A 14,344-nucleotide genomic window follows, 5' to 3' on the forward strand; every position below is an offset into this window, starting at 1 on the left:
TGACTGGAGGAGGGATGCCTTACCAGCTTTCGTACGGGATACCGTATTTTTCGATGTAGGCCTTGGATTCTTCATAGAGCTCCCTGTGCCTTCCGTTGGATTTGCCATCGTAGGGGTCTTTGGGATAGACCTTGCCCTGGACCCGCATGACCTCGGTCGACAAAAGACACTGGCCGCCAAGCCAGACCTTGGTGATGCCGCCTGGCGCGAGGCCGATGACCATCATATTTCGGTAATCCGTGATCCACTTGCCGTCCGCCCTGCAGAAAGCTCTCTCACCCTTGAGCATTGTCTGGCGCACTGAATCCGGGATTTTTATGAAGGCTCTGTAAGTTTGTGGTTCGGCCATGGACTGCCAGCGGACGTAAACCAGATAGGGCAGCGCGGCCCCCGTGACACGTCGACCTTTGCCTACCGGATGTTCTGGCCATCCTGGTGCCTGCCCACGAAAAGTGGTGGGTACGCCTTTACTGTGCGGTCGAGGATAGACAAACGCTGGAACTCCCCAGGCTGCGTTCAGAAAGACGCGTTTGTTTACGTCCACGACATCGGCAGTTTCGATCCAGGCCTCCATGTAGTCGGGTGTGAAAAACCTGAGCATCCAGCCGTCATAAGGCAGTGAACTTGTGCTACGGGATGCGCAGCCGCCCAGCAAAGCAACCAGTATCCATGTGACGCCAGTTTTGAGCATGTATGAGTTCTCACGCATTGGGGTGCACCACGCGAACAGACTTTTCGGCAGGACGATTGATAAACAGGATGCTCAATTCGGTTTCGTTCAAACCCTTCGCAGCATTCCAGTTGGATGACAGATGGATGTAGCGTTGAGCGAGTACCGCATGCTCGTTCAGGCCAAGGCCGGTATTGCGGGTTTCGCCCAGTGCATAAGCCATCAATTTTTGGGCAATACCCATGAGCTCTTCTGGTAACGCGTAACTCTGAGTTTCTTCGTTAATCGTTTCGAACTCGACACCGTTCCGGGTCGCCAACTCCCGCATGATTCGCAGGTAAATCAGGGACAGATCATTGCGCACGATGCGTTCGCAATAGACTGCCGCATACACATTTTTTGATTTTCGCCTGTCGCCCTTGACGTTACTGACCGTTTCCACTGCCCAGGTTTTCACTTGAAGGGGTAGCCCATAAAGCCGCAATTGGTCCTGAAGCCGACGGAGTTCCTGTTCAGCCAATCGATAAGCATTGGTTGCCGACGAAGGGGTATTAAAATCCACATCGCGGCTGCAGCGCGGCTTGCCAAGCAGTACCCGTTCGACGAAACCCGGCAGATATCCGCCTCCCAGGTCAGCGTGAACGCCTGGCAACACAATGTCGGCATTGCCGGCGCTGTTGAGCGAAAAGTTGTGGCGACGCTCGTCCTGGGCAACCAGATGCACGATTTTCTTCGCCATGCCGGGCGCCAGATACAGGTTGATGCCGGGGTTGTTGGCGTCATGAGCGCTGAAATCGCCGTCAGCCATACTGCTTACGGCGGCAACCGTGTCGAAGATGCCGATAAAGTTGATGCTGGAATCGCTGTTGGCGCGCCAGGAGAAACCCTCAAGAAATAGCGGAGAGTCTGCCGGGATGAGACGGGCCAATGGGCTTTGCTCGCCTTTTAACACTTCATTTGCAAAGTGCCTCGCCGCTGCGGCGCCGCGGCTGAAGCCGAAGATGTCGAATTGAACTGCCTTAATCTTGCGGGTCGGGTTCGCCAACTCGAAAAGGCGAATCCCATCTAGGATACGAGCCGGGCTTTGTTGAACTTTCGCCACTATTCCTTGTGCACCTGTGCCGGTTATTTGCGAAAGGGTCGAGTCACCTTCATGCCTGCTGGTGCCGATGCCATCAAGGTAGATCGGGATGTACCCGATAGTTTCGTCCTCACTCAGTTGCCGAACTTGGTCATCTCTATACAACCCAAACAATTTCGCCACATTGCTGGTGTCATTCCCATAGCTGTTATCCGGCGCATTGCCCTTCGCGTCATATCCGTTCATTTGGCAGAACTTTTGAATGTCCTCAGCTTCTTTTTCCAGATTTACATCTCGTGCATGACAGCCCTTTACGTGTTCGCTGTTAAACAGGTTGTTCGCCGTCCCATCGAAAAACACGCCAATCCGCAACGTAATCCCGGCAGGCGTTTCATCCTCCAGCTCGACTTCTTCTTCCTCTTCTTCGAGCTCGCTTTCCTCTGGGGAGGATTGCGAGGCGTTCGTCTGTCTCGCTGCCGGATTACCCGTGGCCTGCGACACAAAACGCTTGGCAGATTCATCCCTGGATACCTCGCCGCCCGTCACAATCTCGGTACTGCTGAAGATCCCGCCCTCGTCGATCACGATGTGATGACCGCCTGCTTTCAGCGTGATGCTGGCGCCCGCATCCAGCACCACATTGGCACCGGCCTTGATCTGCACGTGCTGTCCCGCCTCGGCGGCAATGACCTTGCCGACAGATGTCTGGCTGCTGCCCTGGATGCTTTCCCGTCGATCGCGTCCGACTTCCAGTCGACTGTCATGGAGGATCTGCCGCTCCATGTCGCGTTGGGCGCGCAGGTAAACCAGTTCCTGGCCGGCACGGTCTTCTAGCGTCAGTTCGTTGTAGCCGCCGGTGTCGGGTGAGCTGCGACTGCGCAGCACGGTGCGGGTCTTGTGCTCGGGCAATCTGTAAGGCGCGGGCGTGAGTTTGTTGATCACGCAACCGGTAATCAGTGGTTGATCGGGGTCGCCCTCCAGAAAGGTCACCACGACTTCCATTCCGATGCGGGGAAGGGCCATTGCGCCAAAACCGTTTCCGGCCCAGGTCGACGACACTCGTACCCAGCAACTGCTGCGTTCGCTGTTCAGCTCGGCCCGGTCCCAGTGGAATTCGATCTTCACGCGACCGAACTCATCGCAGTAGATCTCTTCACCTTTTGGCCCGGTTACCCGAGCCGTCTGGCTCACCAACGGTGGCCGGCGCGCAGGCAGTTGAGGGCGGAAAACCACTTCGGCAGGTATGGCGCGGAAGCTGTTGCGATATCCCTGGGTAAAACCGTCTGCAGTAGTGGATTCGTTTGTAGCGTGCTCCTCCAGAACTTGAAGTTGTCGCCCGGTGTGCGTGACTTCGAGTAATTGCCACAGCCCGTTGCATTGCTTGCGGGGATGTTCGGTCAGTTCGAACAGGTGGCCACAGCGCAGGGTTGGCTGGTTGCTCTGACCCTCGGCCGTTTCATAATCGGCGCGATGGCGTTCCAGGGCCTGACGGGCAAGTTGTTTGCCGCGTTTTTCGTTCTCCATCGCCAGCGGATAGCGATAGTCCTCAAGTCCGGGTGTGAAATCGGCGACAAATCGGCTTTCAAGCAACAGGTGCGGGCGCTTCAGGTCGTAGTCCCGACGGGTGACGCGGCTGGTACGTGTTCGGGCGTGCCAGGAAAACCGGTGGACCACCGGGTGCTCCGCCACCATCGTGCTGTCGTGCCGGTAGGTTGTTGCGTGCAATGTCGGCAGGAACACCGTGTCATCGGTGAACACCAGCAAGTGCCTCTCCACCGAGTGCTGGTGATGCCATGCGATGCCGTCTTCGGCGCACAGGCGCTGGATGAACTCGAAATCGCTTTCACCGTACTGGGTGCAGTACGCGCGTGGTGGCAAGGTCTGGACATGGAACCTGAATGCATCGGCAAGGATGCCGTGACGTTTGAGCACTTGGGTGATGATTTGCGGGACAGTCTGGTTCTGGAAAATCTGTTGATCGCGACTGAACTGCAAATAGTGGAGGACTGGAACCAGTGTCAGGCCATAGTGCGACAGGCGCTTTCCCGACTCACCTGCCTGTACATCCTCGATGCACCCGTGAATACCTTCGCCATCCAGTCCGAAGCGCAGGAACGCCGGCTGACCAAGCAAAGGTTCCATGTCGAAATCAGGAACCTCGCAGACCAGTTCTACCTTGACGGCATAAAGCGTGCTGACGGCCTCGGAACCCTCGAAAGCCAACACCTTGAAGTCGTTGCGAACGACGGGAATCTGCAGCGTAAGGCGCGCAGAACTGACAGCTCCAGACATACGCTTGTCCTTAAGCAGAGAGGGAAATTTGGCGTGATGTCGAAACCCTCCCTGGTCAGCGCACGCGAACATTGCCCGGCACGCTAACAAGGCGTGAAACAAATTTATGTAAGAAGAGTCCCTGGTTTAAGTCGGAACATTCCGCGTTGTAAAACAGCGCCAGGGTTGTGGGAAATGCCTGTGGGAAAGTGATTCAAGGCGATAAGGAAACCCTGCGATAGTCCTGTCTGTGCAGGTATTTCAACAATATCCAACATATGAATTGCCATCAATTTGATGGCACTTTTATTGTTTGCAGTTGTCGCCAGTCATTTGTTAATAGATGAGCGTGTATTTTCGGAAGCGTCCTACTTCAAATTTTTTCCGTTTTTGTCATGCTTTCATCCGTATTTATGGAACGGCCGTGCCATCACTGTTGCTGGCTTTCACTGGGCGCTCTAGATCAATGCTTACGGGGCAGCAGGCCGAAAATGTGAAATATAAACCGATATCAGGGAAACCCCTGCGACATATAGGGCGATCTCCTACACACCCCAATGAACAGTTCGTCTTGTTGTTTAATCGGATGCTTGCTAGTGGCCATCATTGTGATTACGATGCGCGCACTTGAAAGAGCACACACTCAATTGGATGAGTCTCCCCAATGCTCTTCGATACTGTCCCCGCGCCGCTGCAACTCCAATAGGCGCACGACCGTAATCCAAATAAAGGCCATGGATGTCCTACTCAAGCAAACTTTCCGCCCATTACCTCGAACTCGCTAAAGTCTCTGTTTCCAAAGAGAATTTTGCGGGCGAAGACGTTCGTTTCTCGAGCGAATTCGAGGCGTTGGAAAGCGAGCTGGCCAAAGCCTCGTCGATGCACGAAAGCGGGCAGGTCGACTGGCTGAAAATCCGCGAAAACAGCGAAAACCTGCTGCGCACCCAATCCAAGGATCTACGTGTCGGCGCCTGGCTGACCTGGTCTCTGTACCAGCGTGAATCCTTCCCCGGGCTGCTCGCCGGCCTCGGTTTGCTGCACCACTTGTCGGAAAATAACTGGGCCGACGTTCACCCGCTCAAGCCCCGTACCCGGGCCGCCGCCATCGGCTGGCTGGTGCCGCGTCTGGAGCAGGTGATCACCGAGAACATCGCGATCAAGGAACAGCTGCCGATGTTCCGGCAGTTGTCCGAGCACCTGTCCGGTCTCGACGCGGCCTGCACCGAGCATCTGGGGGACGATGCGCCGCTGCTGCTGCCGCTCTCCCGCCGCCTGAAAACCATGATCCAGCGCGCCGCCGACAACCAGCCGGCCCCCGGCGTCGTGGGGGCGGCGGTGGCACAGGTCAAACAGGCCGCCAGTCAGCTGTTGGCGCCGGGCGCGCCGATCGATAACGAGAAAGAAGCCCACAAGGCCCTCCGCGCCCAGCAGGAGAGCGCCCGCCCGTTGTGCGCCTGGTGGCTCAAGCAGAAGGCCACCGACCTGCGCGCCCTGCGCCTCAACCGCACTTTGCTGTGGATGACCATCGACGCAGTGCCCGAGCGAAACGCCGAGCAGATCACCGTGCTGCGCGGGCTTCCGGTCGACAAACTCAAGCAGTATCAGGACCGTTTCGATCAGGGCAAATACGCCGACCTGCTGGTGGAACTGGAGGCGAGCCTGGCGAAGGCGCCGTTCTGGTTCGATGGCCAGAGGATGGTCTGGGAATGCCTCCAGAACCTCAACGCCGAGCTGGCCATGCGCGAAGTGGAAATCCACTTCGCGCTTTTGATTCAGCGCCTGCCCGGCATCATTGAGCTGCGTTTCCATGACGGCGCGCCGTTTGCCGATCCGTCCACCCGCGCGTGGATCGCCGGCAACGTGATGCCGCACCTGCAAAGCGCCAGCGCGCCGCGCAAGGCCGAAACCGAGAACGCCGAAACCCAGCCGGCCTGGGAAAAGGCCCTGGAAGAAGTCCAGCCGATCCTGCGCAAGGAAGGCCTCAAGCCAGCGGTGCAGATCCTCAAGCAAGGATTGCAGTCCGCCCATGGCGGCCGCGAACGCTTCTTCTGGCAGTTCGCCCTCGCGCGGTTGTGCTTCCTGGCCAAGAAATACGAACTCGCCAAGAACCAGCTCGAAACCCTCGATCAGACATTACAGGACTCAGGCCTGCACGCCTGGGAGCCCGATCTTGCATTGGAAGTGCTGCACCTGCTGCACAGTTGCTGCGAGTTGCTGCCGCAGAACCATGCCGTACGTGAACGCAAGGAAGAGATTTATCGCAGGCTGTGCCACCTCGACCTCGAAGTGGTACTCGAATAGGCCCCAGGGCCACAACCGCAAGGAGAAAAGCCATGGCCAAAGAAGGCTCGGTAGCCCCCAAGGAACGCATCAACGTCACCTTCAAACCCGCCACCGGCGGTGCTCAGGAAGAGATTGAACTGCCGCTGAAGCTGCTGGCAATCGGTGACTACACCCACCGCAAGGACGATCGCAAGATCGAGGATCGCAAGCCGATCAGCATCGACAAGATGACCTTCGACGAAGTGCTGGCCAAGCAAGAGCTGGGTCTGACGCTGAGCGTGCCGAACCGTCTGCAGGAAGATGGCGAGGCCGACGAGCTGGCCGTGCAACTGCGCGTCAACTCCATGAAGGACTTCAACCCGGCCAGCCTGGTCGAGCAAGTGCCTGAGCTGAAAAAACTGATGGAACTGCGCGATGCGCTGGTGGCCCTCAAAGGCCCGCTGGGTAACGCACCTGCGTTCCGTAAAGCCATCGAAGGCGTGCTCGCCGACGACGAATCCCGCGGTCGCGTACTCGGTGAGCTGGGCCTGAACGCCGCAGCCCCGGACGCCTGAGCCCACAGCAGCCAAGGAAGCCAACACAATGAGCACTAGCGCAGCACAACAGAACGCCGCCGAAAACGGCGAATACAGCATTCTCGACAGCATCATCGCCGAAACCCGCCTGACGCCGGACGACGAAGCCTACGACATCGCCAAGCGCGGTGTGTCGGCGTTCATCGAAGAGCTGCTCAAGCCGCAGAACAACGGTGAGCCGGTCAAGAAAGCCATGGTTGACCGCATGATCGCCGAGATCGATGCCAAGCTCAGCCGTCAGATGGACGAAATCCTGCACCACCCGGACTTCCAGGCGCTGGAATCGTCGTGGCGTGGCCTGCAACTGCTGGTCGACCGCACCAACTTCCGCGAAAACATCAAGATCGAAATCCTCAACGTCTCCAAGGACGACCTGCTGGACGACTTCGAAGATTCGCCGGAAGTGATGCAGTCGGGCCTGTACAAGCACATCTACACCGCTGAATACGGCCAGTTCGGTGGTCAGCCGGTTGGCGCGATCATCGCCAACTACTACCTGTCCCCAAGCTCGCCGGACGTGAAACTGATGCAGTACGTGGCCAGCGTATCCTGCATGTCCCACGCGCCGTTCATCGCCGCTGCCGGCCCGAAATTCTTCGGTCTGGAAAGCTTCACCGGCCTGCCGGACCTGAAGGATCTGAAAGATCACTTCGAAGGCCCGCAATTCACCAAATGGCAGAGCTTCCGTACCTCGGAAGACTCCCGCTACGTTGGTCTGACCGTTCCGCGTTTCCTGCTGCGTAACCCGTACGATCCGGAAGAGAACCCGGTCAAATCGTTCGTGTACAAGGAAAACGTTGCCAACAGCCACGAGCACTACCTGTGGGGCAACACCGCTTACGCGTTCGGCACCAAGCTGACCGACAGCTTCGCCAAGTTCCGCTGGTGCCCGAACATCATCGGCCCACAGAGCGGCGGCGCCGTTGAAGACCTGCCACTGCACCACTTCGAAAGCATGGGCGAAATCGAAACCAAGATTCCTACCGAGGTTCTGGTTTCCGACCGTCGTGAATACGAACTGGCCGAGGAAGGCTTCATCTCCCTGACCATGCGTAAAGGCTCCGACAACGCGGCGTTCTTCTCCGCAAGCTCCGTGCAGAAGCCGAAGTTCTTCGGCATCAGCGCAGAAGGCAAGGCTGCAGAGCTGAACTACAAGCTCGGCACCCAACTGCCGTACATGATGATCGTCAACCGCCTGGCTCACTACCTGAAAGTGCTGCAGCGCGAGCAACTCGGTTCGTGGAAAGAGCGTACCGACCTCGAGCTGGAACTGAACAAGTGGATCCGCCAGTACGTGGCCGACCAGGAAAACCCGAGCGCCGAAGTACGTGGCCGTCGTCCGCTGCGCGCTGCGCAAGTGATCGTCAGCGACGTTGAAGGCGAGCCGGGCTGGTACCGCGTCAGCCTGAACGTGCGTCCGCACTTCAAGTACATGGGTGCCGATTTCACCCTGTCGCTGGTTGGCAAGCTGGACAAAGAGTAAGAGCGACTCATGGACGGATACGGCAGCCTTTTCGAACGCCTCAACGGCGACGCGGAACTACGCAAGGGCAAGAGCCTCGAGGCTTCTGCCATGGCGTCGGTGGCTGCCCATCTGGCCAAAATGCTCAGCACCCGGGCCGGCAGCGTGCAAACGCTGTCCGACTACGGGTTGCCCGATCTCAATGACATGCGCCTGAGCCTGCACGACTCCCTGAGTCAGGCCCGCCTGGCCATCGAAAGCTTCATCGAAGCCTACGAACCGCGCCTGAGCAACGTGCGTGTCATTTCCCTGCCGCGTGACCACGACCAGCTCCGCCTGGCCTTCAGCATCGAAGGCCTGCTGGAAGTCGAGGGCTTCAAGCGTCAGGTCAGTTTCGCCGCGCGCCTGGATGGCAGCGGTCAAGTGAAGGTCACCTAAGGAGAACCCCGATGTCTGGCAAACCTGCAGCACGCGTATCCGACCCCACTGCTTGCCCGCTTCCCGGCCACGGCACCAACCCGATTGCCGCCGGTTCCGGCGACGTGTTCTTCGACGGCCTCGCGGCCGCCCGCGAAGGCGATGCCTCCGCGTGTGGTGGTGCGTTGGTCGGCGATCTGGCGACGACGGTTCTGATCAATGGCAAGCCGGCTGCCACCGTTGGTTCGGTTGGTTCTCACGGCAATAAAGTCACGGCTGGATCCGGGACGGTGATTATCGGCAATTCGCATTCGCCGGCGCCGTTTGTGCCGCCGTTGCCGGTTGAACTCAAATGGCCATTTAACGAGCACTTCGTGATCAATTGCGAAGAGACAGGCAAGCCGTTAGCCGGGGTGGAATACACACTTAAAACAGCTTCGGGGAAAATCATAAACGGTGTGACAGGTGCCGACGGGAAAACTCAAAAAGTGTTTTCCGTTACCGCAGAAGCAGTTGAATTGATCATACAGCCACAGAGTAGGATTATTCTCGCTTAGTTGTTGAGCTTTAAAGCTGGCGAGGATTGCGTGAAGTGATATCAGAGGGATATGAATATGGCTGCAACGACAGTAGCAACGACAATGACTCCGGCGAGTAACAAGTCCGGCCAGACTGCTACTGCACGTCAGTTCAATATTACTGATATTCCGAACACGATGAGAAAACTCAAATGGCCTGTTGCAGCGGATCTGATGGTCCATTGGTTCAATGGCAAACCATGGCCAAACGAAAGTGGTGGGATGGATGATGCTGTCAAAAGGCATGAAACTTTTGCACCGGCAGAATACATCGAAGAGTCCATAGTGAAAATGAGTTGGGTCCTTGGGTTTGAGCGTGCAAATGCCGCATTCAAACAACTCAAGGCAAATTGGAATAGTCCCCTTGGGACCGATCTGATAAAGAAGAGATTGCGCAAGGCTTTTTCCAATAGTGCTCCCGGCTGTTATCCACTGGCTTTTAATGGGGTGGCCAGTGCTGCTGAAAAATTTGGTTACTCCAACAATAAAGTTGTCGAGTTCGAGCAGACCGGGGCTGATGACGTAAACGAGCTTCGAGCAGCACTCGCTAACTTCAATTTGCGTGTCATTGCCGAAGGCTCAGTAGTCGTGACGGGCAAGAGCATTGTATTTACGCCATCAAAAATTGGTTTCTATATTGAAGATGCTTACGACTTTAATGATGGCATTGCTCTTTTTAGTCAGGTTCTAGGCTACTGGAACTTTGATAAATTGATTACTGATCCCGCCGTCGGTTTTAAAACAAACGCCAAGCTGGCTGCCGAAATGAATTCTGTGGTGGCCGAGTCCACGTACAAGCAGGTCACGGGGCAGCAGTCCCCTCAGCAAAAAGAAGAAGCCATACGTCGTTATAGAAAACTGGAAGGCAAGCATTACATGCTTGTTCAAAATAGTGATTTTCGTGATTATCGGGATCAAAATAAAAAAGGCGGAGACTTTCGCGTTTATTCGGACATCTTGTACGAAAGTGTATCAGTCGCGCCTATTGAGGTCCTTTTAAAATGAATTCATGGCGTAAGGCTTTTATAATTTTTGCAGCGCTTTTTGCCAGTTTGGCAATTGCTGTTGCCTTTGTTGTAAATGGTGTTTTGAGTCGTGCATCTGATGTCTCGAAAAAAAGTCCGTCCGGACAGTACCTTATAGAGTCTGTTCCTGCGGGTTCGATTTTAACTCCGAGAGATTCAGTTTATTTGCGTTTCACAGACTTGAATGACCCTGGTCGTGTTTATCGTACTCCTCTGTTTTCAGATGTTTCGTTGGATATGAGTGCGGATGAGGATGAAGAAACTGTGGGCGTTATCTTCATTGCGTTCAGCAAGAGAAGTAAGCAGTTCACGCTGGCATTGTCCAATCCACGAAAACACTGGATGGATTTCTTCATTAGCAATACCCCTTACAAGGTTTTGGAAAATTGAAGGTTGGTTTTTAACAGTATGGCGATGTCAGCTGAAAACGTGAGCGAGCGGTAATCATGAGTGCGATGGGCATGCAGGGGTATCTGGCCGGAGTGGCTGACAGCGATTTGTTCGGCTGTCTGGCATTCCTGAGCCTGATTCTGTGCTTAACAGCATTGAGTCGGCGTGCCCGCCAGTCGAGCTGGCATCGTTTTCTGACCTACTTCGTCCTGGCATCTGTCGTCGCAATTCATGGTGCAGGCACTTGGTTCGGGAATGTGAAGCCAGCATGAACATCTACGCCCGCGTTGCCATGAACCTGGCTCTCCATGCTGTTGGATGCATTGCATACGTTTTCCTGAACGACGCAGTGGTCGTTGCCTACAAAGCATTCAATGGCGGCTTTACCACCCGTGGTGTGGGCATCGGCATCGCTCATTACATGTTCATTTATATTTTTTTTGCGGTGAACGCACTGGCCGCACTTTTCCCGAACCTATGGGCAAAACTCGTTTTGCTCGTGCTGATGGTCGCCTGGATTCTATTCATGATGGTACCCGCCAACCCGCTGCGGGCGCTGTTCTACACCGTGGCCCAAGGTGGCGTCACGTTGCTGGCGATCCTGGCCACGCAGGTCATTGAACTGCGCCTGGAAAAGCGCGCGTTAATGCGCCAGACATCGACTGTAAGTGCTACGCAAGAGGTGGCCGCATGATCAGTTCAGGTCGCCGTCTGGCGCTACTTACGGCCCTATGGCTGTTTGTGGGCTACCTCGTGTCAGGCCTGACGGTCGCGCTCTACAGGATATTTTTTTGATGAGTTCCACTACCAGGCAGGTAACCCGTGTCCTTTAACCACTACTACCAAAGCGAACTCACCGCACTGCGCCAACTGGGCCGCCGTTTCGCCGAGCGTAGTCCGGCGTTGGCGCCGTTCCTGGGGCAGGCCGGGCGGGATCCGGATGTGGAGCGGTTGCTGGAAGGCTTTGCGTTTCTGACCGGGCGGCTGCGCCAGAAGCTCGATGACGAGTTGCCGGAGCTCAGTCATTCGCTGATGCAGTTGCTGTGGCCGAACTACATGCGGCCGCTGCCGGCGTTCAGCATTCTGCAGTTCGATCCGCTCAAGCGTTCGGGGCCGGCGCTGAAGGTCGAGCGTGATACGCCGATTGAAAGCGTGCCGATCGAAGACGTGCGCTGCCGCTTCCGCACCTGCTACCCGACCGAAGTCATGGCGCTGGATCTGGCCGCGCTGAACTACTCGGTGAAGGGCGACGGCTCGTTGCTCAGCCTGCGCCTGGAGATGAGTGCCGACGGCCACCTCGGCGAGCTGGAGCTGAGCAAGCTGCGCCTGCACTTTGCCGGCGAGCGTTACATCAGCCAGATGCTCTACCTGAGCTTGCTGCGCAACCTCGACGGCATCGAACTGATCCCGCTCGACGGTGCCGGCAAGCCGATCGATGGCGTGAGCGGCAAGCCGATGGCGTTCAAGATTCCGGGTGACCGCGTCAAGCCGGTGGGCTTTGCCGAAGAAGAGGCGTTGATCCCGTATCCGCTGAACACCTTCCGGGGCTACCGCTACCTGCAGGAATACTTCGCCTTCCAGGACAAGTTCCTGTTCGTCGATGTCCACGGCCTGGACATCCTCAAGGCGCTGCCGGAAGACACCCTCAAGCAGATGCGCGGCCTGGAATTGCGCTTCGACATCCGCAAGAGCGGCATCATGCGCATGCGTCCGACGACGGATAACGTGAAGCTGTTCTGCACGCCGATCGTCAACCTGTTCAAGCACGATGCACTGCCGATCCGCCTCGACGGCAAGCAGGACGAATACCTGCTGCTGCCGGCGGAATTCGATCTGGAAAACTGCGGTGTGTTCTCGGTGGAAACCGTGACCGGCTGGAAGCCCGGCGGCCTCGGTTATCAGGAGTACGTGCCGTTCGAATCCTTTGAGCACGACCCGAGTTTCGACGTGCCCAACAGCCGTCCGCATTACAGCATCCGCCAGCGTTCGTCGCTGCTGCACGACGGTCTCGACACCTACCTGAGCTTCGGCATCCGCCACACCGAAGCCCACGAAACCCTGTCGATCGAACTGGTCTGCACCAACCAGAACCTGCCGCGCAAGCTCAAGCTCGGGCAGATCTGCATGGCCTGCGAAGAGACCCCGGAGTTCCTGAGTTTCCGCAACATCACCCCGGCCACTTCGAGTTTCGCGCCGCCGCTGAACCGTGACTTCCTGTGGAAGCTGATCAGCAACATGTCGCTCAACTATCTGTCGCTGGCCGACGTCAATGCGTTGAAGGTGATTCTCGAAACCTACGACCTGCCGCGCTACTACGACCAGCACGCGGAGAAGGTCAGCAAGCGCCTGCTCGGCGGTCTGAAACTGATCAAGCATCACCACGTCGACCGGTTGCACCGTGGCCTGCCGGTGCGCGGTCTGCGCACCGAACTGACCATCGACCCGGAAGGGTATATCGGTGAGGGCGACCTGTTCGTCTTCGCCTCGGTTCTCAACGAGTTTTTCGCGCTTTACGCCAGTCTCAATTCATTCCACGAGCTGCGGGTAAAAAGCACACAGGGAGAGGTGTACCAATGGACACCACGTATGGGCCTGCAGCCCCTGCTTTAAGCGGGCTGACGAAGGTAATACGCGAGTACTCGCTGTTTCAGGCCGTGCTGCTGGTGATCGACCGGCTGCGCGAGGCGCACCCGTACCTGAGCGAAGAGGATCTGTACGACCAGGTGGAGTTCCAGGCCAACCCGAGCCTCGGATTTCCGCGCAGCGATGTCGACCGCGTGGAGTTTTTCGAAGAGCACGGGCAGATGCGCGCGCGCCTGCGCTTCAACCTGATCGGCCTGGTCGGTTCCGGTTCGCCGCTGCCGGCGTTCTACGGCGAACAAGCCCTGGGCGACAGCGAAGACGGCAACCCGACGCGCAATTTCCTCGATCTGTTCCACCATCGCCTGCAACGGCTGATGCTGCCGATCTGGCGCAAATACCGCTATCGCGCGAGCTTCCAGAGCGGCGCGGTCGACCCGTTTTCGTCGCAGCTGTTTGCGCTGATCGGCCTCGGTGGCGACGAGATTCGTCGGGCCAAGGAGCTGAACTGGAAACGCCTGCTGCCGTACCTCGGCCTGCTCAGCCTGCGGGCGCACTCGGCGGCACTGATCGAAGCGGTGCTGCGTTACTACTTCAAGCACGAAGACCTGGTCATCGAGCAGTGCATCGAGCGCCGTGTGGAAATCCTCGAAGAACAGCGCAACCGCCTCGGCTTCGCCAACAGCGTGCTGGGTGAAGACCTGGTGCTGGGCGAACACGTGCGCGACCGCAGCGGCAAGTTCCGCATTCACATCACCGAACTCGACTGGGAGCGCTTCCACGAATTCCTGCCCATCGGTTTCGGTTACCAGCCGCTCTGCGCGCTGGTGCGGTTCACCTTGCGTGACCCGCTCGATTACGACATTCGCCTGGTGCTGCGCCCGGAAGAAATCCGCGAACTGCGCATTGGCGAGAAGAACGACTGTCGCCTGGGTTGGACCAGTTGGCTGGGCTGCGAGAAAGCAGACGGCGTGGTGACCCTGGGCAGCAAAATTCATTAAGGACGTGAGCC

Annotated in this window: 13 protein-coding genes; 11 read left to right on the forward strand and 2 right to left on the reverse strand. The window is 57.2% G+C overall.

The window, feature by feature from the left end:
• Positions 1-19: 19 nt before the first annotated feature.
• Complete coding sequence (locus AC07NR_RS10880) at positions 20-709, reverse strand: DUF2931 family protein (RefSeq protein WP_495078552.1); 690 nt, start codon at positions 707-709, stop codon at positions 20-22.
• Positions 702-4,043, reverse strand: coding sequence for a type VI secretion system tip protein TssI/VgrG (tssI, locus tag AC07NR_RS10885; RefSeq protein ID WP_495078553.1), 3,342 nt, complete (start codon positions 4,041-4,043; stop codon positions 702-704). Before tssI ends, AC07NR_RS10880 begins: the two co-directional genes overlap by 8 nt.
• 717 nt (positions 4,044-4,760) lie before the next feature.
• On the opposite strand from tssI, the gene tssA reads away from it, so the two are divergent.
• The 11 genes from tssA (at position 4,761) to tssG (ending at position 14,333) form a co-directional block, all read left to right on the forward strand.
• On the forward strand, positions 4,761-6,323 hold the full coding sequence (gene tssA, locus AC07NR_RS10890) for a type VI secretion system protein TssA (protein WP_248740379.1): 1,563 nt from the start codon (positions 4,761-4,763) through the stop codon (positions 6,321-6,323).
• A gap of 32 nt (positions 6,324-6,355) precedes the next feature.
• Entirely contained in the window at positions 6,356-6,859 is a 504-nt protein-coding gene (tssB, locus tag AC07NR_RS10895) for a type VI secretion system contractile sheath small subunit (RefSeq protein WP_003229587.1), read from the forward strand.
• Between the two features lie 28 nt (positions 6,860-6,887).
• The gene (tssC, locus tag AC07NR_RS10900) at positions 6,888-8,363 is read left to right on the forward strand and encodes a type VI secretion system contractile sheath large subunit (RefSeq protein ID WP_085708829.1); all 1,476 of its coding nucleotides are present in this window, start codon (positions 6,888-6,890) and stop codon (positions 8,361-8,363) included.
• Between the two features lie 9 nt (positions 8,364-8,372).
• The gene (gene tssE / locus AC07NR_RS10905; RefSeq protein ID WP_102688426.1) at positions 8,373-8,780 is read left to right on the forward strand and encodes a type VI secretion system baseplate subunit TssE; all 408 of its coding nucleotides are present in this window, start codon (positions 8,373-8,375) and stop codon (positions 8,778-8,780) included.
• 11 nt (positions 8,781-8,791) lie between these two features.
• Positions 8,792-9,316 carry a PAAR domain-containing protein gene (locus AC07NR_RS10910; RefSeq protein ID WP_495078554.1) on the forward strand — a complete coding sequence of 175 codons (525 nt, stop codon included), beginning with the start codon at positions 8,792-8,794 and terminating at the stop codon, positions 9,314-9,316.
• 57 nt (positions 9,317-9,373) lie between these two features.
• Positions 9,374-10,342, forward strand: a complete 969-nt coding sequence (locus AC07NR_RS10915) for a DUF6402 family protein (protein WP_495078555.1) — start codon at positions 9,374-9,376, stop codon at positions 10,340-10,342.
• On the forward strand, positions 10,339-10,752 hold the full coding sequence (locus AC07NR_RS10920; RefSeq protein WP_248740382.1) for a hypothetical protein: 414 nt from the start codon (positions 10,339-10,341) through the stop codon (positions 10,750-10,752). Before AC07NR_RS10915 ends, AC07NR_RS10920 begins: the two co-directional genes overlap by 4 nt.
• Before the next feature lie 56 nt (positions 10,753-10,808).
• Positions 10,809-11,024, forward strand: coding sequence for a hypothetical protein (locus tag AC07NR_RS10925; RefSeq protein WP_248740383.1), 216 nt, complete (start codon positions 10,809-10,811; stop codon positions 11,022-11,024).
• Entirely contained in the window at positions 11,021-11,446 is a 426-nt protein-coding gene (locus tag AC07NR_RS10930; RefSeq protein WP_248740384.1) for a hypothetical protein, read from the forward strand. The genes AC07NR_RS10925 and AC07NR_RS10930 overlap by 4 nt, the downstream gene beginning before the upstream one ends.
• Positions 11,447-11,574: 128 nt before the next feature.
• Complete coding sequence (tssF, locus tag AC07NR_RS10935; RefSeq protein WP_007954380.1) at positions 11,575-13,362, forward strand: type VI secretion system baseplate subunit TssF; 1,788 nt, start codon at positions 11,575-11,577, stop codon at positions 13,360-13,362.
• Positions 13,326-14,333, forward strand: a complete 1,008-nt coding sequence (gene tssG / locus AC07NR_RS10940; protein WP_085708833.1) for a type VI secretion system baseplate subunit TssG — start codon at positions 13,326-13,328, stop codon at positions 14,331-14,333. The genes tssF and tssG overlap by 37 nt, the downstream gene beginning before the upstream one ends.
• The last annotated feature ends 11 nt before the right edge of the window (positions 14,334-14,344 follow it).

The organism is Pseudomonas sp. GW821-FHT09C09, assembly GCF_059418105.1.